Consider the following 20674-nt stretch of genomic DNA (forward strand, 5'->3'; position numbering starts at 1 on the left):
ATCAGCCGGCTTTGGCCAGTCCACGCAGCACATAGTGCAGAATTCCCCCATTACGGAGGTATTCGACCTCGTTCTCCGTGTCGATCCGGCAGGCGACCTCGAGTTCGCGCACTGCGCCGTCCGCGCCTTTGATCCGCAGCGTCACCTTCTGGCGGGGCCCGAGATTGGCCACGCCCGAGAGCGAGACTTGCTCGTCGCCCTTCAAGCCAAGGCCAGCCCAGGATTGGCCGTCGATGAATTGGAGCGGCAGCACGCCCATGCCGATCAGGTTCGAGCGGTGGATACGCTCGAAGCTCTCAGCCACCACGGCGCGGACGCCGAGCAGGGTGGTGCCCTTGGCCGCCCAATCGCGTGAGGAACCGGTTCCGTATTCCTTGCCGGCGAAAATCACCAGCTCGCGGCCTTCGGCTTTGTAGCGCATCGCGGCGTCGTAGATGAACATTCGCTCGCCCGACGGATGGTGGATGGTGTAGCCGCCTTCCACGATCGAGCCGTCATCGTTCTTCACCATCGCGTTCTTGATGCGGATGTTGGCGAAGGTGCCGCGCATCATGACTTCGTGGTTGCCGCGGCGGGCGCCGTAGGAATTGAAATCCGCCTGCGGCACGCCGTGCTCGGTGAGATAGACGCCAGCCGGCGAGACCTTCTTGATCGAGCCCGCGGGGCTGATGTGGTCGGTCGTGATGCTATCGCCGAAGAGGCCCAGCACGCGCGCTTCGACGATGTCGGTCGGCGGCTTGGGCGACATGCTCATGCCTTCGAAATAGGGCGGGTTCTGCACGTAGGTGGAGTTATTGTCCCACTCATAGGTGCGCCCGGCGCCGACCTTGATCGCTTGCCAGTGCTGATCACCGGCGAACACGTTGCCGTAGCGCGCCTCGAACATTGCTTTCGTCACCGACGCGCGCACGGTATCTTCGATTTGCGCGTTGGTCGGCCAGATGTCCTTCAGGAACACTGGCATGCCGTCGCTGCCCGTGCCGAGCGGCTCGGTTTCGAGATTGGCGTACACCGAGCCCGCGAGCGCATAGGCGACCACAAGCGGCGGTGACGCAAGATAATTCGCGCGCACGTCTTGGTTCACGCGGCCTTCGAAATTGCGATTGCCCGAGAGCACCGAGGCGACGACGAGATCGTTCTCCGCGACAGCGGCCGAGATCGCCGGCGGCAGCGGCCCCGAATTGCCGATGCAGGTCGTGCAGCCATAGCCAACAAGGTTGAAGCCCAGCGCGTCGAGATCCTTATCAAGGCCAGCCTTGGCGAGATAATCGGTGACAACTTGGCTGCCCGGCGCGAGCGAAGTCTTCACCCACGGCTTCGTCTTCAAACCCTTCGCCACAGCGTTGCGCGCAACGAGGCCCGCGGCGATCAACACGCTCGGGTTCGACGTGTTCGTGCACGACGTGATCGCGGCGATCACAACATCGCCGTGGCCGACATCGTGGTTGGCGCCAGCAACAGGCGCGCGCTTCTTCAATTCCGCGCTCTTGCGGAATTCGTCGTTCATCACCTTGGTGAAGCCTTCGCCGACGCCGCCGAGCAGCACGCGATCTTGCGGACGCTTCGGGCCCGCGAGCGACGGGCGCACGTCGGCGAGCGAAAGTTCGAGGGTATCGGTGAATTCCGGCTCGATGTCTGACCGCCAGAGGCCATTGGCTTTGCAATAGGCTTCGACAAGCGCGACGCGCGCGGGATCGCGGCCCGTGGCGGTGAGATAATCAATCGTCTTGCTGTCGACCGGGAAGAAGCCGCAGGTCGCGCCGTATTCCGGGGCCATGTTGGCGATGGTGGCGCGATCTTCCACGCTCATCGTCTCGAGGCCGGGGCCGTAGAATTCGACGAACTTGCCGACCACGCCCTTCTTACGCAGCATTTGCGTGACGGTGAGCACGAGGTCGGTGGCGGTGGCGCCTTCCGGCAATTTGCCGGAGAGACGGAAGCCAATCACTTCCGGGATCAGCATCGAGATCGATTGGCCGAGCATCGCCGCTTCCGCTTCGATGCCGCCGACACCCCAACCGAGCACGCCGATGCCGTTGATCATGGTTGTGTGAGAGTCGGTGCCGACGACCGTGTCCGGATAGGCGAACGTCTCGCCATCGACGTCACGCACCCAAACGCTTTGGCCAAGATATTCGAGGTTCACCTGGTGGCAGATGCCGGTGCCGGGTGGGACGACGCGGAAGTCTTGGAACGCTTGCTGGCCCCAGCGCAGGAATTGATAGCGCTCGGCGTTGCGTTCGTACTCAAGTTCGACGTTCTGCTTGAACGCGCCGGCGCTGGCGAAGTGATCGACCATCACTGAGTGGTCGATGACGAGATCGACCGGCACCAGCGGATTGATCTTCTCAGGATTGGCGCCGAGCTTGGCGGCGGCGTCACGCATGGCGGCGAGGTCAACGACCGCGGGGACGCCGGTGAAATCCTGCATCAGCACGCGCGCGGGGCTGAACGCGATTTCGACTTCGTTCTTGCCCTTGTTCACCAGCCACGAGGTCATGGCCAGGATGTCCGCTTTCTTCACCGCAATACCGTCTTCGGTGCGGAGCAAGTTTTCGAGCAGGACTTTGAGCGAGATGGGCAGCTTGGAGATGTCGCCAAGGCCGTTCTCAGAGGCCTTGTTGAGATCGAAATAGGTGTACGATTTACCGCCCGCGCTGATCGTGGTGCGGGCGTTGAATGAGTTCAAAGATGGCATGGGTCTGCATCCGGCTTCTAAGCTTCAGAGATGCAAGCGCGTTGGGGTGCGCCCCAATTTCGGAATCAAACCGGTTCGCGCGGCAGGGCTTATTTAGCGCCGTTTTATGAAGGCGCAATTGACGCTCTGAGCTATGTTTGCGATCCGTTCGCAACTATGCCGTGGGCGGCGGCTCCGGCGGTGAAGCGGCGGGTGTGCGGTTGAAGAAGCGCCCGCCACGCCGCCGCCGCCAGCGCAGCGCAAACCATACGATCGGCACGATCACGATCGCGAACGGGATGAGCCCCGCGATGATAGTGATGATCGCCGCAAAACCCGCGACAACGATGCCGAGGAAGTTCGCAAACGCATTGCGCAGCGGCTCGAACGTGTCGCTGCCGACCGGGCGCGGCGCCGATTGGTAATTGATGGTGAGTTCGGACATCGAGACGCGCGTGCGCATGACGGCGAGGTTCGATTGCACCGCATCGATCTCACCCTGAACACGGGCGAGTTCACGTTCGACTTCAAGCAGATCCGAGAGGCGACCCGGACGAGAGCGCAGGAGTTCTTGCAGACGATCACGCAGCGCCGTTTGCGCACGCAGCCGCGCTTCAGTGTCGACGATGGCGCGCGTCAGATCTTCCGTGTTGGTGGTCGAGGATTGGAGGCGCCCGCCAGCTTCATCGACTTGTGCGGCGATTCCATTGCGGAACGTGGCGAGCCAAGTCGGCTCGGCGCGCAGCGAAACATAGCCCTGCATGAAGCTTTCCGGGTCGCCGCTCTTGTTGGAGCCGACGAGTTGGCAGAGACGCGGGCCCGCTGTGGTGCAGGCCTGGATGTGCGCGTCCATAACGTCCGAAAGCCGCTGGCTCGGGATCTCTAGGCCCATCGCGTAGGAATAGGCGAGGTAGAGAACGGGCGAGGGCCCGCCTGGCTGTGTTGGCTGCGTGGGCCGGTTGGCGGACGGCGCATCGCTCGGGGGTGGCGGTGCGGCTGGTGCAGGCGCGGCCTCTTCCATGACGGCGCGGCCCTGCGCCATGTCCATGTCGGCGACGCCGCCATAGGCCTCAGTCGCAGGGGCTTCACCAGTGCTTTGGGTGCTGGCGACGTCGCCTTGCCCACAAGCGGCCAGCGCGCCGGCCAAAATCAGTCCCGCCACGAAACGACGCATCGCCGTCCCTCCCTTATGTCGCAACCACCAAGGCCCGCCTTGGCGGATGACGCAACCCTTTCTAGAACCAGGGCGGCATTATGAGCGCGTCCGGACCTTTCCAAGACAAGCCGAAAATTCGGGTCGACGCGCTTTCCGTGGCCCGGGGCGGACGCGTTCTGTTCGAGGGGCTGAGCTTTAGCGCCGAGCCAGGCGCCTATCTCGAAATTCGCGGCGGCAATGGCGCGGGCAAGACGACCTTGCTGCGCACGCTCGCTGGCTATCTGAAGCCGCGCGCTGGTCAGATTGTGTTTGAGAATTTGGAAGAGCCGTCATTGGCGTTGCATTTCGTCGGCCACCAGAATGGCTTGAAGCCGACGGTCAGCGTCGCTTCGCACTTGCGTTATTGGGCCGGGCTGTTTGGCGGCGCGAGCGATGCCAGCGTCGCCGCCGAGAAGCTTGGGCTAGCAGCATTGCTCGAACGACCCGCGCGCACGCTCAGCCAAGGCCAGGCCCGCCGTTTGAGTTTATCGCGCCTCATCCTCGCGCCGCGCCCGATCTGGTTGCTCGACGAACCCGCCGCCGCGCTCGACGCGAATGGCAAAGCGATGCTCGCCGCGATCATCGACGCGCGTCGCGCTGATGGCGGCTTGGTGCTTGCGGCCGTGCACGAACCTTTGGGGCCAACGCCGAGCCAAACGCTGACGGTGGGCGCATGAGCGCGTTCGCAGCGACTTTCCGGCGCGATCTGGCGCTGATGTGGGGCGGCGGTGGCGGCGCGTTGGCGCCGCTCGGCTTCTTCCTCGGCGCGACGATGCTCGTGCCGCTGGCGATGGGACCGGAGCGCAATTTGCTCGCGGCCGCTGGTCCGCCGCTCGTGTGGATCGCTGCTGCTCTTGCTGTGCTCGCAACATTGGAGCGCTTGTTTCAAGCCGATCTCGAGGACGGCTCGCTCGACCACATGCTGCTCTCGCCCGCGCCACTCGAGATGATCGTGCTCGCGAAGGGGGCGGCGCTCTGGGTCGCTGTGGGGATGCCCCTGGCGCTCGCGAGCGCGCCGGCCGCTATCGCGCTCCAAGCGCCCCCTGAACTCGTTCCGGCGATTGTGCTCAGCCTGTTGCTCGGCATGGCAGCCTTTATCGGCATTGGCCTGGTCGGAGCGGCGGTGACAGCGGGTGTAAAGCGCGGCGGGGTTTTGATCGCGCTCATTGTTCTGCCTTTCTTTGCGCCGCCTATCATTTTTGGCTCTGCTGTTGCGGGCGGTGAGCATGTCGGCGCAGCGCTATCCGTGCTGGCCGGGTTTGCGCTGGCCGCTTTGGCGCTAGGGCCGGTCGCGGCGGCGGCGGCTTTACGGCTGCAGGCGGAGTGAGTGATGCCGTTTGCCGCCTGTTTCCGCCCCCTGACACCTGATACCTGACACCTGATGCTGACCTATCTCGCCAATCCCGCGCGCTTTATGGCCTTCTCAGCCTGGGCCGCGCCGATCTTCCTGGTCGCCGCACTCGTACTGCTGGCGATTGGCGTGCCGTGGGGCTTGTTTTATTCGCCGGCGGACTACCAACAGGGCGAGACGGTGCGGATTATGTATCTGCACGTGCCGTCGGCCTGGTGGTCGATGGGTATTTACGCGTTCATGGGCGCGGCGAGTTTCGTTGGGCTTGTTTGGCGCCATGCGCTCGCGGACGTGGCTGCACGCGCCGCCGCGCCGATTGGCGCCACGTTCGCCGCGGTGTGCTTGATCACCGGCTCGCTCTGGGGCGCGCCAACTTGGGGTACATGGTGGGAATGGGACGGGCGTCTGACGTCGATGCTCGCCCTCTTCATCATCTATCTCGGCTACATCGCGCTTTGGAGCGCGATCGAAGACGAGGAGAAAGCTGCGCGGCTCGCCGCGATCCTTTGCCTTGTTGGTCTCGTGAACTTGCCGATCATCAAATTCTCCGTCGATTGGTGGAGCACGCTGCATCAGCCGGCAAGCATCATGCGCGCGGGTGGCTCGTCCATTCACCCGAGCATGATGGGGCCGCTCTTCACGATGGCGGGCGGTTTCCTGTGTTTGTTCGCGGCGCTGCTGATGATGAACATGCGCGCCGCCGTGTTTCGCCGGCGCGTGGAAGCCGCGCGCTTGCGTGGGACCGAAGCATGATCGAAGGCGGTTGGGCTTATATTTGGCCAGCTTATGCCGTTGGCGCGTTCGCGTTCGGCGCGCTGACGATCGCTGTGGTGCTGCGCTTGCGCCATTGGGGCAGCGAAGCGCGCAAGCTTGAGAAGAAGCCATGAAGCGCTTCATCGCCTTTGCGCCGCTGATCTTATTGGCGCTTCTGGTCGTTGTGGGCGCCGTGATGCTCACGCGCGGCGGTGAGCGCGAATTGTTCACGACAGGCGAGGCGGGGCGCGTTGCGCCGACTTTTGCGCTCTCGCGTCTCGATGGCGGCGCGATGCTGACCAGCGACGAGATGGCTGGCCGCGCTTACGTCATCAATATGTTTGCGTCCTGGTGCACGCCATGCCGCGCTGAGCATCCGCAATTGATGGCGCTGCGCGAGCGCGGTGTTGAGATCGTGGGCGTCGCTTACAAGGATCAGCCGGAGGCCTCTGCGCGCTTCCTGCAAGAACTCGGCGATCCCTTCCGCGTCGTGGCTCTCGATCCAGACGGTCGCTTCGGCATTGAGCTTGGCATCGCCGGCGTGCCGGAGACCTTCGTGATCGGTCCGGACGGTACGATCCGCGCGGCCTATCGTGGGCCTCTCACGCCAGAGGTCGTCGAAAACACAATTCTGCCCGCGCTCGAAGCCGCGGACTAAGCGCCTATTTGCGCGCGCCGTCGCGCTTGCGCGCCTCGCTGACGGGCTTTTGCTTTTTTTTCTTCTCGTCTTTGGCCGCGCGCTTGGCTTCGCGCTTTGCGTCACGCTCGGCTTTCGCTGCGGCCTCATCCGAAAGCTTGGCGAGCTTGGTGAGAATGTTCAGGAAGGTGCGCCGCTTGGTGCGCGGCAAGAGATCAAGAATCGCCGCATCAGCCGCGCGTGCGTGTCGCGTGGCCGAGGCAAGGAGCGTCGCGCCGGAGGATGCCAGATGCACCGCATGTGCGCGCGCATCGAGTGGCGCTGTCGTACGCGAAATCCAACCGCGCTTTTCCATGCGCTGCACCGTATCGGCGAGCGTCGAACGGTCGATGCCGGTGGCGCGGACGAGATCGCTTTGGCTTAGGCCCGGCATTTCCGCGATGGCGGCGAGCACGGCGAATTGGCGCAGCGTGATGGTGTCGCCGACGAGGTGCTCGAAACGATCGGATGCGAGCTGCTCCGCGCGGTGCAGCAAGTGGCTCGCTGATGTCGCAAGCCGGAAGGGCTCGGACTCAGGTCCGTCCGCCATCGAGCGACCCATAATTCAACGCCCCAAAACCGGCGCGGAGCTTAGCGATGCGCACAACGCGATCAATCATGCGTTCGACTTTAGTTCGCGTCTGAGGCGAAAATCAGCCCAAATCAGTCGGATTTAAGCGCCCTGTGATGTTTCCGCAGCCGTCTCTGGCTCCTCGCGCTGATGCTTGAGGACGATCGGCGTGTTGAGGACGGCAAACAGAATCGTCAGCGGAAACACAATGAAGGGGCGTGAGTTCAGCCAAAACTCGAATGTCTGTGTGTTGCGGATCACTTCATTGAGCACCGCCTGAAACGCAAAAAACGCCGACCAACGCAGCGCCAGGATCGTCCAAATCTTGTCCGGCAAATTAAACGCGTGGCCGAAGAGCAGCTTCCAAACATTTTGTCTGATCGCCAGCGAGCCCAGCACAGCCGCGACATAAAACAGATAGGTGAAAGTCGGCTTGATCTGAATGAAAGTCGGGTCGTGCAGCGCGATGGTGAGGCCGCCAAACGCGGTGACGATCACACCCGTGATGATCAGAACCGGCGGAATACGGCCTTGCTTGATCTTGCACCAGGCAATCGCAGCGATGGTTGCGGCCATAAAGATGCCGGTCGCGATATAGACCGCGTTCTCTTTCGTCGCCTCGATGCGCTGCAGCACGTTGAAGGCGACCACGTAGATGATGACGGGGCCGAGATCGATCAGCAGCTGGTTGGGGCCGCCTTGCTGCTTTGGTTTGGCGGTGGCCAGCGGGGTCAGTTCTTCGGTCATGCACCCTGATACGCCGAACCGGGGGCGGCGGACTAGGCGCTTGCGCTGAAACGCATTCCCTGCCCACATCACCGCCTGATTTCGGGGAGGGACGCATGCGTCTGCAGGCTTTGGCGGCGGCTTTGTTGGTGGCGGCGTGCGCGAGCGCACCCGCAAGTTCCGAGGCGCAAACCGCGCCGGTTCCGTCGATGGGCGAAATCCTGGAGCAATCGCCGGCCTCCGATTGGCGCGCCGTCGATCCTGAGAACACGATCTACATGGATCTGCCTACCGGCCGCGTGATCATCGAACTCGCACCCGAGTACGCGTCCAACCACGCCGCCAATATTCGTGCGTTGGCTCGGGCGCATTATTGGGATGGCGCAGCGATCGTGCGCTCGCAGGACAATTACGTCGTCCAGTGGGGCCGCGACGAAGGCGACACGACTGCGTATGGCGAGGCGCAACGCTCCCTGCAGCCGGAATTCGATCGCCCGCGCAGCGGCGTCGAGATCACACGCCTGCAAGACCCGGATTCATATGCGCGTGAAGTTGGTTTTGCTAGCGGCTTCCCGGTCGCGGGCCAGAACGGCCGCACCTGGCTCGCGCATTGCTACGGCATGGTCGGCGCTGGTCGTGGCGACACGGCAGATAGCGGCAGCGGCGCGGAGCTCTATGTCGTCATCGGCCAAGCCCCGCGTCACCTCGATCGCAACGTGACGCTTGTAGGGCGCGTGTTGCAGGGCATCGAATTGCTCTCCGTCATGCCGCGCGGCACGGGGCCGTTGGGCTTCTACGAGACGCCGGAGGAGCGCACGATCATCCGTTCGGTGCGTCTGGCGTCTGAGCTGCCGGAAAGCGAGCGCGTCAATCTACAAACGCTGCGCACCGACAGCGCCACCTTCCGCACGCTTACCGAAAGCCGACGCACCCGCCGCGATCCGTGGTTCCTGGAGCCAACGGGCCGCATCAATGTTTGCAACGTGCCGCTGCCGGTACGCGTCGCGCCATAAGATGTGAATTCCGCTCACAGTGCGGACGACGAGGCGTCGTTCGTAAGCGGTTGGGGCCGTCACCACCTCCAGTGCAGAGCCGAACGCGGCCTACATGGAGGCGAGTATGCACGACCCCTATCAGCAAACGAAAGTCGATCCCAACGCGCTGCCACCGGTGTTGCGTGACGCCAACATTGCGCTCGCAGTGCTGGTTCTTGTTGGCCCAGTCTTGGCGGCGGTGCTGACGGCAACCGGTGTGGCGTGATTATTCGAGACCGACGAGTGCGCGAGAGAAGCTCGCGGCGTCGAAGGGCTGCAGATCTTCCGCCTTTTCGCCGACGCCGATGAAGTGGATCGGGATGGCGTGGCGTTGCGCGACAGCAACGAGCACGCCGCCTTTGGCCGTGCCGTCGAGCTTGGTCATCACGAGGCCCGTGATATCCGTCACCGAGCGGAAGCTTTCCACCTGAGACAGCGCGTTTTGGCCGACCGTCGCATCCAACACGAGCAGCGTTTCGTGCGGCGCGTCTTCATCGATCTTGCGCATAACGCGCACGATCTTGGCGAGCTCCGCCATCAACTCTGACTTGTTTTGCAAGCGCCCCGCCGTGTCGATCAGAGCGACGTCGGCGTTCTCTTCCTTGGCGCGCTTCACCGTCTCAAACGCCACGCCGGCAGCATCCGCCCCTTGCGTGGAGCTGACGAAGGAAGCCTCGGCGCGATCGGCCCAGACTTTGAGCTGTTCGATCGCGGCGGCGCGGAACGTATCGGCCGCGCCGATCACGACTTTCGCGCCAGCATTGGTGAGATTGTTGGCGAGCTTGCCGATCGTCGTCGTCTTGCCCGAGCCATTGACGCCGATCACCAGCACGATGCGCGGCTTCGGCCCATTGGTGAGATCAAGCGTCGCTTCGCGCGGTTTCAGAAGCCGCGCCACTTCGCCTGCGAGCGCGATGCGCGCTTCTTCAACGCCGTTCTCTTTGCTGAAACGCTGCTCCGCCAAAGCGCCTGCAATACGCGCCGCAGCGGCCGCGCCCATGTCGGACGCAACGAGCGCGTCTTCGAGTTCGGCCAAATCCGCAGCATCGAGCTTTTCCTTCGTGAAGACGGAGGTGAAGCTTTCGGCGAGCTTGCTCGAAGACTTACGCAGGCCATCGAACAAGCCCTTGGCTTGCTCTTCCGGCTGCGCGCTTTCGGCCTGCTTCTTTTTCTTGTCGAACAGACCCCAAATCATGCGGCGACGCCAATCAGATGCGCGCCGTCATGGGCGCTAAAGCGCAGGCGCTGAAATGCTTGTCCGCTGGCGCCTTCGAAGCGCACGGCGGTGAAATCGGGCAGACGTGCGAAGCCGTCGCGCTCAATTAGGCCATCGGCTTCACGGCCAACCCATTGGCCGAGATGGCGCGTGAGCGCGGCCGCCCCCGCATCGCGCAAACGCGCGGCGCGTTCTTTGATCAAGCTCCGCCCAAGTTGCGGCATGCGCGCGGCCGGCGTGCCTTCGCGCGGGCTGAAAGGAAATGCGTGCACGTAAGCCAGATTGCATGCTTCGATCAGGGAAAGCGTGTTCTCGAAATGCGTTTCCGTTTCTGTCGGGAAGCCGGCGATGAAATCGGCGCCCAGCGCGATGGCGGGGCGCGCGGCCTTCAAGCGTTGTGCGAGTTCGATCGCTTGCGCACGAGAGTGGCGGCGCTTCATGCGCTTGAGGATCAGATCGTCGCCATGTTGAAGCGACAAGTGCAGATAGGGCGCAACCCGGTCGTGCTGCGTGACCAACTCGAACAATTGATCATCCATCTCGATCGCGTCGAGCGAAGAGAGGCGCAGCATCGGTAGATCGGGCGCGAGCTTCAGAATGCGCGCGACCAGCGAACCAAGATTTGGCTGCCCAGGCAGATCCGCGCCCCAGGAGGTTAGATCAACGCCCGTCAGTACGACCTCAGGCACACCATTGGCCGCAAGGCGCCGGACTTGCTCCACCACTTCGCCAGCTGGCGCCGAGCGTGAATTTCCGCGGCCGTACGGGATGATGCAGAACGTGCAGCGATGGTCGCAGCCGTTCTGCACTTGCACGTAAGCGCGCGTGCGTTCGACGAAGCCGTCCATCAAATGCGACGCGGTTTCCCGCACGGCCATGATGTCGGCGACAGCGACGCGTTCATGCGCGCCAGTGAAGCTCTCGGCGCGCATCTTCTCGGCATTGCCGAGCACGCGGCTCACTTCCGGCATCGCCGCAAAACTCTGCGGATCAATCTGGGCTGCGCAGCCGGTGACAATGATCTCCGCATCGGGCCGTTCGCGTCGCGCGCGGCGAATGGCTTGGCGCGCTTGGCGCACGGCCTCGCCGGTGACGGCGCAGGTGTTGATGATCACTGCGTTCGAGAGCGCGGCATCGCCCGCGAGCGCGCGCATGGCTTCGCTCTCGTAGGCGTTCAGGCGGCAGCCGAGCGTCAGGATCTCGACATCCGCGCGCGGAGGCTTCGCAGGCGCGTTCATGGGGCAGGGGTCAGGTGAGCGTGTGCGGCCAGGAGGTCAAGCGCTGCAAATGAAAAGCCCCGCGAGGTCATCGCGGGGCTTTGAACTCTGGAGAAGCGCGGAGGCTTATTCAGCAGCTTCGTTGGCTTCGCCGACGAAATCGTCTTCGCGGGCGCCGCCAGCGCGTTCGGCGATACGAGCCGACTTACCGCGACGATCGCGCAGGTAGTACAGCTTCGCGCGACGGACCTTACCGCGGCGGACGACGTCGATGCTGTCGATGGTCGGCGAGAACAGCGGGAACACGCGCTCCACGCCTTCGCCGAAGCTGATCTTGCGGACGGTGAAATTGGCGTTCAAACCGCCGCCCGAACGGGCGATGCAGACGCCTTCGTAAGCCTGGACGCGCTCACGATCGCCTTCCTTGATCTTCACGTTCACGCGCAGCGTGTCGCCCGGATCGAAAGAGGGGATGGTCTTGCCCTTCGTAACGCGGGCGACTTCTTCTTGTTCAAGCGTCTGGATCAGGTTCATTTACGCAACCGAGCGCACAGGCAAAGGGCCGGCGCTTCCATTAGGAAACCACGGGAAAGCGGGGCGTATAAGGGAAGCTTCGGGTGCTGTCGAGGGGGTAAAGCTAGCCCGCCGGCGCGCATCCCACATAGTTCAGCGTCGACCCATCCGCCTCGCGGATACGCATCATCGGCCATTGGCCGGCGCGGCCGAGCTGGAGGCTGACACTTTGGCCCGCGCCGTCCTGCAAAGCCAGGAACCCGTCGGCCTCGCTTACCACAGAAACGCGTCCCATGCCGGGCGTCACCCAGTCGAGGGCGCGCGGCGGAAACACATAGAGCCAGCCGGTGACATCCCCCGCCGGGATGATCAGCATGCCGCGCAGGCCGCGGACGCGTTGAAGCGAATCCGGCGTCAGCACCGGCGGCAGGGCGGCCTCGATGGCGGCGATTTCTTCGACCGCGCCGGTGCAGGCGGCGTTGATGGTGGTGGGCGTGACTGCGCCCTCGATGGGGCGCCAGATGGCCGAGAGGGCAGCGACCGCACGTTCGACCTCTGCGGAATTGGTTTGCGCGCCCGCATTGGTGGCGAACAGGCAGACAAGAGCGAACGCCAGGAAGCGCATGGGATCTCCGCGATCAGTCCTTGGACCGGGTGCCGCTTAAATCGGGCCGTCTTTGGGCGGTGATGCGTTCACGCTCAGTGCGCCGCCAAGCTGCGATCTTGGCATGGTCGCCATTGAGCAGCACGTCAGGGATCGTGCGGCCCTCCCATTCGCGCGGGCGGGTGTATTGGGGATGCTCGAGCAGGCCGTCGCTGAAGCTTTCCTCGAGGATGGAGCTCTGATTGCCGAGCACGCCAGGCAACAGCCGCACGCAGGCTTCGAGCACCACCAGCGCCGCCGCTTCGCCACCGGCCAGCACAGCGTCGCCTACAGCTACTTCCTGCATGCCGCGCGCCTCGATGACGCGCTCGTCCAAGCCTTCGAAGCGGCCGCAGAGGAGGATCAAGCCAGGGCCTGCCGCCCAGGTCTGCGCCATCTCTTGGCTGAGCTGTTTGCCGCGCGGCGAGAGATAGATCAGTGGGCGATCGTTACGTGGAATGGAATCGATCGCCGCCGCCGCCACGTCAGCCCGGATCACCATGCCGGCGCCGCCGCCTGCGGGCGTGTCGTCGATGCTCTTGTGCGGACCCAAACCGAAGTCGCGCAATTGCACGGTGTCGAGCGACCACGCGCCCTCGCGCAGAGCTTTGCCGATCAGCGAAACGCCAAGCGTGCCCGGAAAAACTTCCGGGAACAGGGTGATGATGGAAGCCGCAAACATCGCGTCAGCTGTACGCGGCGTAGCGCTTGCGCGCTACTTGCCGGTGACGGGCTCTGGCGCGGGCGGATCAATCACGACGCGTTTGGCGGCGAGATCAACGTGCGGCACCGATTCCTTGGTGAAGGTGATGCGCACGTTCGGACCCCCGTTCGGGGGGCGATATTCGATGATGTCGCCGGCGCCGAAATTCCACACCGCGCAAATCTCACCGAGCACCGTGCCGTCCACTGCTTCGGCGCGTGAGCCGAGCAGATCGACAACATAGAACTCATCTTCCGCCGTCGGCGGCAGATTGGCGCGCGGCACGAAGAGGCGGGTGCCTTTCAGCGCTTCGGCGTCCTCGCGCGTTTTCACTTCCGGGGCGACGACGGCGACGCCGTCCTTCAGCTCACGCCAGGATTTCGGCTTCAGGATCACCTTGCCGTCTTCGCTATGCAGTGGACCGTAGGCGATCACGCCTTCCTTCCTGTCGGTGAACGCGCGCAGGCGAACTTCGCCCTTCACGCCGAACGCGCCCGCGATGGCGCCCACGAGCACCATGCCCTTCGCGCCGTTGGTCTTGCCTTTGAAGGCCGGCACGTTCTGCAGATCGCCAACCGTTTCCGGCTCAGCGGCAACCGGCTTCGGCGCCGCGAGCGGCTTCGGCGCTTGGCGGATCGGGGCGCTGAGCGGCGTCATGGCGACGGGCTGCGCACGACCAGCGGCGACAGCCAGCGGCTTCGACGGGATCGGGCCAGCGAACGCTGCCGCGACCGGCGCGAGCTTCGGCGGCTTCACCGGCTTGGCCTTAGGCGCCTTCGGTTCGGGCTTCGGCTTTTCAGCCTTCACCTTGGGCTCGGGTTTCGCCTTAGGCTCAGGCTTCGCTTTTTCGGCGGGCTTGATTTCGGCCTTGGCCGGCTTTTCCGGCTTGGCCGGGGCAGTTTTAGTTTCGGTCGGGAGCGGCTTGCCTTTGGTGACGGGCTTGGCGGTGACGGGCTTGGCGGCCTTCGCGTCGGGGGCGGCCTTCGCCGCCGCCTTTGGTTCGGGCGCAGCCTTCGCAGCCGGCTTGGCCGCCGCCTTGGGGGCGGGGACCGGAGCCGCTTTCGCCCTTGGCTCGGCCTTCGGCGTAGTCTTAGGCGCCGGGGCCGGTTTCACGTCCGCTTTCTTCGGCGCAGCCGCTTTGGCCGGAGCCGGCGCCTTTGCGGCGGGCTTCGGCGCAGGCTTTTCAGCCTTCGGCGCTGCTTTCACCGGGGCCGCCGCCTTTGGGGCGGCTTCCGGCTTGGCCTTGGCGACCGGCTTCGCGAGCGCCTTTGGCGGCTCCTTTTTGGCCGGCGCGGCAGCCCTTACAGGCGCCTGCGCGGCTTTTTTGGCGGCTGCAGCCTTCGGCGCGGCAACCGCCTTGGGCGCGGGCTTAGAATTGGCGGACTTCTTGTTCGGCAAGGGTTTTCTTACGCCTCCGAGGCGGCCTCACCCTCAGCAGCGGCCGGCGCGTTTGCAGCAGCGCGTTCAGCCATCTTCTTACCGGGTTGGGCCTTGTTGGGATTGTTGCGGGTTTCGCGCTTCATAACGCCGGCCTGGTCAAGAAACCGTGCAACACGGTCGGTCGGCAGGGCGCCTTTTTTCATCCATTCTTGAATGCGCTCGAGCTTCAGCAAGACCCGGTTCGGGTCATCGGCCTTCAATATAGGATTGTAGGTTCCGACTTTCTCGATGAAACGCCCGTCGCGGGGGCTACGGCTGTCGGCCACAACGATTGAGTAGAACGGACGCTTCTTGGCGCCGCCGCGGGCCAAACGGATTTTCAGGGACATTTTCTAAGCTTCTCCTTTGAACTCTTAGCTTTTTTTGTTGCTTCCGGGAAGCCCCGGAAGGCCCCCAGGAAGCCCTGGAAGCGCAGAATGAGGGTTAAGGCCCGGTAGCGATTTACCGGAGCCGAGCTGTTTTAGCGCCTCAGGGGAAGGCATGCCGCCTCCCATCCCGGGCATGCCGAAAGGCATTTTGCCCTTGCCCATGGCCTTAGCCATGTCCGCCATGTTGCGGTGCATTTTGAGGAGGCGGTTCACCTCCACGACCTCGACGCCGGCGCCTTTGGCGATCCGGGCGCGTCGGCGACCATTGAGCAAATCCGGTTTGGCCCGCTCGGCCTTGGTCATTGAACGGATAATGCCGATCTGGCGGTTGAGCTGGCGGTCATCCAGCTGCGCCTCTGAGATCTGGCTTTTGATCTTCTGAGCGCCGGGCAGCATGCCCATGACGCCCTTGAGGCCGCCGATCTGGATCAGCTGGTTCAGCTGCTTTTCCATGTCGTCGAAATCGAAGCGGCCCTTGGCCATCTTCTTCGCAAGCTTCTCGGCCTCGTCGCGATCGACCTGCTCAACGGCTTTTTCAACGAGGCCGACAATGTCGCCACGGTCGAGAATACGGCCGGCGATACGGGCTGCGTCGAACGGCTCCAGTGCGTCCGGGCGCTCGCCGGCGCCGAGGAATTTGATCGGCAGGCCGGTGACGGCCCGCATCGAAAGTGCTGCGCCGCCGCGGCCGTCGCCGTCAGCACGGGTCAGCACGAGGCCCGTCAGCGGCAGGCGTTCATGAAAGCGTTTGGCGGTTTCGACCGCGTCCTGGCCGGTCAGGCTGTCGGCCACCAGCAGCACTTCGCCGGGCTTGGCGATCTGCGCGATAGACGCCGCTTCCAGCATCATCTCTTCGTCGAGCGTGGTGCGGCCGGCGGTGTCGAGGATGAGAACGTCGTGGCCGCCGAGGCGGGCGGCGGTGAGCGCGCGCTTGGCGATCTCGGCCGGCGGCTGGCCCGCCACGATCGGCAGTACGTCCACGCCAATGCTTTTGCCAAGGGTGCTGAGCTGCTCCATCGCCGCCGGGCGGCGCGTATCGAGCGAAGCCATCAGCACGCGCTTGCGCTCCGTCTTGGTCAGACGATTGGCGATTTTCGCGGTGGTTGTGGTTTTACCGGAGCCCTGAAGGCCGGCCATCATGATGACGTTCGGCGGCTCGCCGTGGATGCGCAGCCCTTCCGGGGGGCCTTCGCCGCCAAGCGTCTCGACCAGCGTGTCGTAAACGATCTTGATGACCTGCTGGCCCGGCTTCACCGCCTTGATGACGTTTTCGCCGACCGCCTCGGTGCGGACCTTGGCGATGAAATCCTTCACCACCGGCAGCGCGACGTCGGCCTCAAGCAGGGCGACGCGCACTTCGCGCAGCGCCGCATCGACGTCCGCCTCGCTGAGCGCGCCGCGCCCAGTGAGCTTGTCGAAGACGCCGCCAAGGCGTTCTGTCAGGGCCTCAAACATTCCATCTCCTAACTCCTCCCCCGCATGCAGGGGAGGTCGCGAGCGAAGCGAGTGGGAGGGGGAAGTGCAGTATCCGCCCCTCAGTCATCGCGCTTCGCGCGCTGCCAGCTCCCCCGCAAGCGGAGGAGCCGCTACGCCAAAGCAGTCTTACCCCGCCGGACGATCACGTCGGGCGGGGCGCCTCGCCAGCCTCCAGGCCATGATATGGGCCCTGTGCCGGTCAAAGCGCAGCTTAAAGCTGGCGCATGGGCAGGCCTTTTAGGAGGAAGGGAGGCGAAGGTCAAATTCGCGCCCTTTTGCTTAGGTTTTTTGATCCGGCGGAGGGTGGTATGGCGTTGCGTCTGATTGCAGCGGCGGCGGTCCTGGCGGCCCTGATGGGCGCGCCTGCGACGGCCCTTACCACGCAGCCTTGGCCCGAAACCCAGCCCACGTGCAGCGCTTTGCCCAGCGCGTTGCGAAGCGGCGCGACGCTCGTGTGCACGGATACGGTGACGCCAGAGCGCTCGTTCGAAGCGGAACACCGCCTGCGTTGCGATGAGGCCGGGCTATGCCTCTACACGCAGACCATGCCTGGCAACATGACGCTCTGGTGCCGTTTCAGCCCGGAAGGCCGGGAAGCTTATGCCCAGACGATTGAAACGCGCGCCGACGGACCTATCAGGGGAATCATGGCGCGCGAATGCGAACTCCGCGACAGCGCTGGCGCCATCATTTCGTTTGAAAGTGCGCGCGGCGACGACGAAGCTCCATAGATGGATGGATTCACAAAGGGCGCGTTCACCGCGCCGATCGCGGGCAAAGCTAAGACCTTCGACATCTATCGCCTAGGCGCAGGCCCGCCGGTCATCCTGATGCAGGAATTGCCGGGCATTGGCGAAGAGGTGATCGCGTTGTGCCGTCGGCTCGCGCACGCGGGCTTTGAGGTGTGGGCGCCTCATTGGTTCGGGCCCTCGGGGCGCACCGATGTGAACGGCAATCTTGGCCGTGTGCTCTGCATGCGGCGCGAGTTTCAGATTTTCGCCAAACGCAAATCGAGCGCCATCGTCGATTGGATGCGGGCGCTCTGCGCGCATGTGGCGAAGACCGCCGGCCATGAACGCGTCGGTGTCATCGGCATGTGCTTGAGCGGCAATTTCGCGCTGACTTTGGTCGCGGAAGAAAACGTCTGGGCGGCGGTGGCGTCGCAGCCATCGCTCGCGCTCCGCGCGCCCGGATCGCTACACATGAGCGATGCTGAGATCGCTGCGTCCCGCGCGGCGCTCGATGCGAAGGGCGCCATGCATGCCTATCGCTTCGAAGAGGATGGCTTCTGCACCGGCGAGCGTTTCGCAGCGATCGACCGCGCCTTTAACGACAATGCGGTGCGCGTGATCACGCACGTGATCGCGGGAAACGGGCACGCCGTGCTCTCGCGCCATTATGACGAAACACCCGGCAGCCCAACAGAAGCGGCGATGCGCGAAGTGATTGGCTATCTACGTCAGCAGCTAAATGCCTAAGCGATCCGCAACTTCTTCGCCGATCGCCAGCGATGAGGTGAGGCCGGGGCTTTCGATGCCGAAGAGGCAGACGAGATTGGCGAGGCCGTGGGCGCTTGCGTCGTCGATGACGAAATCACCCTGCGCTTCGCCGGGGCCGTGCAGCTTGGGGCGAATGCCGGAATAATCGGGCTGCAGCGCGCCATCCGGCAGCGCCGGCCAGAAGCGGCGTACAGTTTCGTAGAAGCCCGCCGCGCGCGCGGGATCGACGCTGTAGTGTTCGTGATCGACCCATTCGAGATCGGGGCCGAAGCGGGCGACACCGCCAAGGTCGCGCCGATAATGTGTGCCGAGCGCGCCGGGAATGGGCGGGGGATAGATCAGCCGCGCGAATGGCGCCTTCACGCCATGCAGCGCGAAATAATTGCCTTTGCCGAAATGCAGCGCGGGAACGCGCGCGGCCGGAAAGCCTTCGATCTTGCGCGCGCAATCCTGTGCGCCTAGGCCCGCGGAAATGACGAGGCGGACAGCGCTGACCTGCGTCGGTGCTTCACCGCCGACTTGGATCGCGTAGCCGCCGTCTTGCGCATGTGCGCCTTCGAACGGCGAACTCAACACGACTGCGCCGCCATGCGCCTCGATCTCACCTTGCAACGCGGCCATGTAGCCATGTGCGTCGAACACGCCGCTCTCTTCGGAAAGCAATGCGGCGACGGCGTTCAGCTGCGGCTCCAGTGCACGCGCCTCCTCGCCACTCAACCAGCGCACGCCTTCGACGCCATTGATCTCGCCCTGTCGCGCTAAGCGCTCCAACGCGGGGATTTCGCTTTCTTGGGTGGCGACGATGAGTTTGCCGCTTTTGGCGTAGGCGACATTGTGGTCGGCGAGAAACGGATAGAGCGCGCGCCGACCCGTCACGCAAAGCCGCGCTTTGAGCGATCCTGTGGCGTAATGGAGGCCAGCGTGAATGACTTCGGAATTGCGCGATGAGACGCCGGCGCCGATGTGTGGCGCTTGTTCGAGCACAAGCACGTTCAAAGCGCGCTTGGCGCAAGCGTAACCGGCAGCCAGGCCCACCGCGCCCGCGCCAATGATTGCGACGTCGAAATCAGCCATCGAAAATTTTGCTCCGGGCGTCGTTTTCTTGGGAAACGCCAAGCTCAGTTAATGGATGCGAAAGCACCGCGCCATAATCATCCGGCAGCGGGGTAAGTCGTGTTCAATTTCCTTGATGCCTCCATGGCTGCGGCGGCGCGGGGCCGAGTGTCCAGCTTACGCTGGCGGCTCGCTATCGGCGCTTTGTTCGCGATCGGCTCGGCTTTCATCCTAAATTCAGTTTCGGCCGGCCTTGGCTGGTATCTGGCGATCATGGTGTCGATGGGCTTCGACTACATGCTCGGCAATTCTTACCTTGAACAGCGTGGCGAAGCGGATCGTAAAACAGCCGGCGCGTTGTTCGTCTGGGGTTGTTTGTTCTCGATTGCGATTTTCTGCGTCATGCCCGTGGTGCTGGCCGCGTCTGGCGGACGCTCGGGCCGCGTGCTTGGCGTGCTGATGGCGGCGAGCTCTCTCGTCAGCGTGATGCTCTTCACCTTTCAGTCGCCGCGCTTCATGGCGTTGAGTGCGCTGCCCGCGACGCTCGCATTGTTGGCGATGCCGTTCATCGCTTTCTCGCAGGCGCCGTCCGACGCCTACCAAGGCGCGATCGGCGTGAGCTGCGGCGTGGTGGGCTTCCTTGCCTATATTGGACGCTCGGCCCTCAACAACACGAAGATGGTCAGCGCGTGGCGCGCGGCCAATCAAGCCGCTAAAGATCGCGCGCTCGAAGCGGAATTGAAGCGGGCCGAAGCGGAAGAAGCCAATCGCGCCAAATCCGAGTTCCTGGCCGTGATGACACATGAATTGCGCACACCGTTGAACGCCGTGATCGGCTATGCCGAAATCATCGAAGAAGATCTCGAAGCGGATGGCCGTAAGGAATTGGCTGGCGATGCTGCGCGCATCAGCGGCTCTGCGCGACACCTGCTGGGCCTGATCGACCAAATCCTACATCTCTCGTCGGTCGATGCCGGCAATGAGGGGCTGTCGCTCCGCGATATCGACGTGCGCAAGATGCTCGAAGAAACGGTCCACGCCGTGCAGGACGACGCGCGCGCCGCTGGCAATCGCATTTCACTCCGAGTCGATCCTGAAGCAGAGTGGGCGCACACGGATAGCGGCAAGCTCACAATCAGTGTTGCGGCGCTGCTCTCGAACGCGGTGAAATTTACCGAGAATGGCTTGATCGCCGTCACCGCGGGCCGCGAAGAGGCGGACGGTCGCGATTATTTGGCGATCGCCGTCTCGGATACCGGCGTCGGCATCAAGCGCGACGATATCGAGCGCGTCTTCAAGCCGTTCACGCAGGCCGATGGCTCATCGACGCGCACCAAAGGCGGCATGGGCCTTGGGCTTTCTATCGCACAGCGGATGGCGAATACGTTGGGCGGTGAAGTGAACGCGGTCAGCGATTTCGGCGCGGGCTCGACCTTCACCATTCGCGTGCCGATGCGCCTGACGCCGGCGTTCGCGCAATCGACGAACCGCGCCGCAGCGGCTTAACCACTGCAAGCTTTCCCCGGCTTCGCTTGAATATCGTTAGAGTGGCTCGATATAGCT

23 protein-coding genes are annotated in these 20674 nt (G+C 63.8%); 10 read left to right on the forward strand and 13 right to left on the reverse strand.

Annotation, left to right across the window (positions count from 1 at the left end; genetic code table 11):
- Position 1: 1 nt before the first annotated feature.
- Positions 2–2698, reverse strand: coding sequence for an aconitate hydratase AcnA (gene acnA / locus EPJ54_RS01915; RefSeq protein ID WP_135209978.1), 2697 nt, complete (start codon positions 2696–2698; stop codon positions 2–4).
- A 154-nt stretch (positions 2699–2852) separates the two neighbouring features.
- Positions 2853–3851 carry a DUF4349 domain-containing protein gene (locus EPJ54_RS01920; protein WP_135209979.1) on the reverse strand — a complete coding sequence of 333 codons (999 nt, stop codon included), beginning with the start codon at positions 3849–3851 and terminating at the stop codon, positions 2853–2855.
- A gap of 80 nt (positions 3852–3931) precedes the next feature.
- Between EPJ54_RS01920 and ccmA the strand changes: the two genes are divergently transcribed.
- From ccmA to EPJ54_RS01945, 5 genes are read left to right on the forward strand one after another with little or no spacing between them, the layout of a single operon-like run.
- Positions 3932–4549 carry a heme ABC exporter ATP-binding protein CcmA gene (gene ccmA, locus EPJ54_RS01925; protein ID WP_135209980.1) on the forward strand — a complete coding sequence of 206 codons (618 nt, stop codon included), beginning with the start codon at positions 3932–3934 and terminating at the stop codon, positions 4547–4549.
- A complete protein-coding gene (gene ccmB, locus EPJ54_RS01930) occupies positions 4546–5199 on the forward strand; it encodes a heme exporter protein CcmB (RefSeq protein WP_135209981.1) in 654 nt (217 codons plus the stop codon). The genes ccmA and ccmB overlap by 4 nt, the downstream gene beginning before the upstream one ends.
- A gap of 54 nt (positions 5200–5253) precedes the next feature.
- Positions 5254–5976 (forward strand): heme ABC transporter permease, encoded by a 723-nt coding sequence (locus EPJ54_RS01935; protein WP_135209982.1) that lies wholly within the window; start codon positions 5254–5256, stop codon positions 5974–5976.
- Positions 5973–6110, forward strand: a complete 138-nt coding sequence (locus tag EPJ54_RS01940; protein ID WP_135209983.1) for a heme exporter protein CcmD — start codon at positions 5973–5975, stop codon at positions 6108–6110. The genes EPJ54_RS01935 and EPJ54_RS01940 overlap by 4 nt, the downstream gene beginning before the upstream one ends.
- Positions 6107–6634, forward strand: coding sequence for a DsbE family thiol:disulfide interchange protein (locus EPJ54_RS01945; protein WP_135209984.1), 528 nt, complete (start codon positions 6107–6109; stop codon positions 6632–6634). Before EPJ54_RS01940 ends, EPJ54_RS01945 begins: the two co-directional genes overlap by 4 nt.
- Positions 6635–6638: 4 nt before the next feature.
- Here the strand turns inward: EPJ54_RS01945 and EPJ54_RS01950 are convergent, their stop codons facing one another.
- Positions 6639–7202, reverse strand: a complete 564-nt coding sequence (locus EPJ54_RS01950) for a MarR family winged helix-turn-helix transcriptional regulator (protein ID WP_135209985.1) — start codon at positions 7200–7202, stop codon at positions 6639–6641.
- Between the two features lie 123 nt (positions 7203–7325).
- Entirely contained in the window at positions 7326–7970 is a 645-nt protein-coding gene (locus EPJ54_RS01955; protein ID WP_167755532.1) for an inner membrane-spanning protein YciB, read from the reverse strand.
- A 95-nt stretch (positions 7971–8065) separates the two neighbouring features.
- Between EPJ54_RS01955 and EPJ54_RS01960 the strand changes: the two genes are divergently transcribed.
- Positions 8066–8962 carry a peptidylprolyl isomerase gene (locus tag EPJ54_RS01960; RefSeq protein ID WP_135209987.1) on the forward strand — a complete coding sequence of 299 codons (897 nt, stop codon included), beginning with the start codon at positions 8066–8068 and terminating at the stop codon, positions 8960–8962.
- Positions 8963–9068: 106 nt separating this feature from the next.
- On the forward strand, positions 9069–9209 hold the full coding sequence (locus EPJ54_RS19675; RefSeq protein WP_167755533.1) for a hypothetical protein: 141 nt from the start codon (positions 9069–9071) through the stop codon (positions 9207–9209).
- Here the strand turns inward: EPJ54_RS19675 and ftsY are convergent, their stop codons facing one another.
- The 8 genes from ftsY to ffh form a co-directional block, all read right to left on the reverse strand.
- The gene (gene ftsY, locus EPJ54_RS01965) at positions 9210–10178 is read right to left on the reverse strand and encodes a signal recognition particle-docking protein FtsY (protein ID WP_135209988.1); all 969 of its coding nucleotides are present in this window, start codon (positions 10176–10178) and stop codon (positions 9210–9212) included.
- Positions 10175–11437 carry a tRNA (N(6)-L-threonylcarbamoyladenosine(37)-C(2))-methylthiotransferase MtaB gene (gene mtaB, locus EPJ54_RS01970; RefSeq protein WP_135209989.1) on the reverse strand — a complete coding sequence of 421 codons (1263 nt, stop codon included), beginning with the start codon at positions 11435–11437 and terminating at the stop codon, positions 10175–10177. Before mtaB ends, ftsY begins: the two co-directional genes overlap by 4 nt.
- Before the next feature lie 105 nt (positions 11438–11542).
- The gene (gene rplS / locus EPJ54_RS01975) at positions 11543–11950 is read right to left on the reverse strand and encodes a 50S ribosomal protein L19 (RefSeq protein ID WP_135209990.1); all 408 of its coding nucleotides are present in this window, start codon (positions 11948–11950) and stop codon (positions 11543–11545) included.
- Positions 11951–12053: 103 nt separating this feature from the next.
- The gene (locus EPJ54_RS01980) at positions 12054–12554 is read right to left on the reverse strand and encodes a hypothetical protein (RefSeq protein ID WP_135209991.1); all 501 of its coding nucleotides are present in this window, start codon (positions 12552–12554) and stop codon (positions 12054–12056) included.
- 13 nt (positions 12555–12567) lie between these two features.
- Complete coding sequence (gene trmD / locus EPJ54_RS01985; protein ID WP_135209992.1) at positions 12568–13254, reverse strand: tRNA (guanosine(37)-N1)-methyltransferase TrmD; 687 nt, start codon at positions 13252–13254, stop codon at positions 12568–12570.
- A 33-nt stretch (positions 13255–13287) separates the two neighbouring features.
- Positions 13288–14673 carry a ribosome maturation factor RimM gene (rimM, locus tag EPJ54_RS01990; protein ID WP_135209993.1) on the reverse strand — a complete coding sequence of 462 codons (1386 nt, stop codon included), beginning with the start codon at positions 14671–14673 and terminating at the stop codon, positions 13288–13290.
- A gap of 8 nt (positions 14674–14681) precedes the next feature.
- A complete protein-coding gene (rpsP, locus tag EPJ54_RS01995; RefSeq protein WP_135209994.1) occupies positions 14682–15044 on the reverse strand; it encodes a 30S ribosomal protein S16 in 363 nt (120 codons plus the stop codon).
- A gap of 24 nt (positions 15045–15068) precedes the next feature.
- The gene (gene ffh / locus EPJ54_RS02000) at positions 15069–16538 is read right to left on the reverse strand and encodes a signal recognition particle protein (protein ID WP_135209995.1); all 1470 of its coding nucleotides are present in this window, start codon (positions 16536–16538) and stop codon (positions 15069–15071) included.
- A gap of 329 nt (positions 16539–16867) precedes the next feature.
- Here ffh and EPJ54_RS02005 point away from each other — a divergent pair, with 329 nt between their 5' ends.
- Positions 16868–17290, forward strand: coding sequence for a hypothetical protein (locus EPJ54_RS02005; protein WP_135209996.1), 423 nt, complete (start codon positions 16868–16870; stop codon positions 17288–17290).
- Positions 17291–18037: a dienelactone hydrolase family protein gene (locus EPJ54_RS02010; RefSeq protein ID WP_135209997.1), complete on the forward strand. Its 747-nt coding sequence runs from the start codon at positions 17291–17293 to the stop codon at positions 18035–18037.
- Here the strand turns inward: EPJ54_RS02010 and EPJ54_RS02015 are convergent.
- Positions 18026–19132, reverse strand: a complete 1107-nt coding sequence (locus EPJ54_RS02015; RefSeq protein ID WP_135209998.1) for an NAD(P)/FAD-dependent oxidoreductase — start codon at positions 19130–19132, stop codon at positions 18026–18028. The genes EPJ54_RS02010 and EPJ54_RS02015 overlap by 12 nt on opposite strands.
- Before the next feature lie 147 nt (positions 19133–19279).
- Between EPJ54_RS02015 and EPJ54_RS02020 the strand changes: the two genes are divergently transcribed.
- Positions 19280–20617 (forward strand): sensor histidine kinase, encoded by a 1338-nt coding sequence (locus tag EPJ54_RS02020; protein ID WP_167755534.1) that lies wholly within the window; start codon positions 19280–19282, stop codon positions 20615–20617.
- Positions 20618–20674: the final 57 nt, after the last annotated feature.

The organism is Vitreimonas flagellata (assembly GCF_004634425.1).
GTDB classification, from domain to species: Bacteria; Pseudomonadota; Alphaproteobacteria; order Caulobacterales; family Aquidulcibacteraceae; genus Vitreimonas; species Vitreimonas flagellata.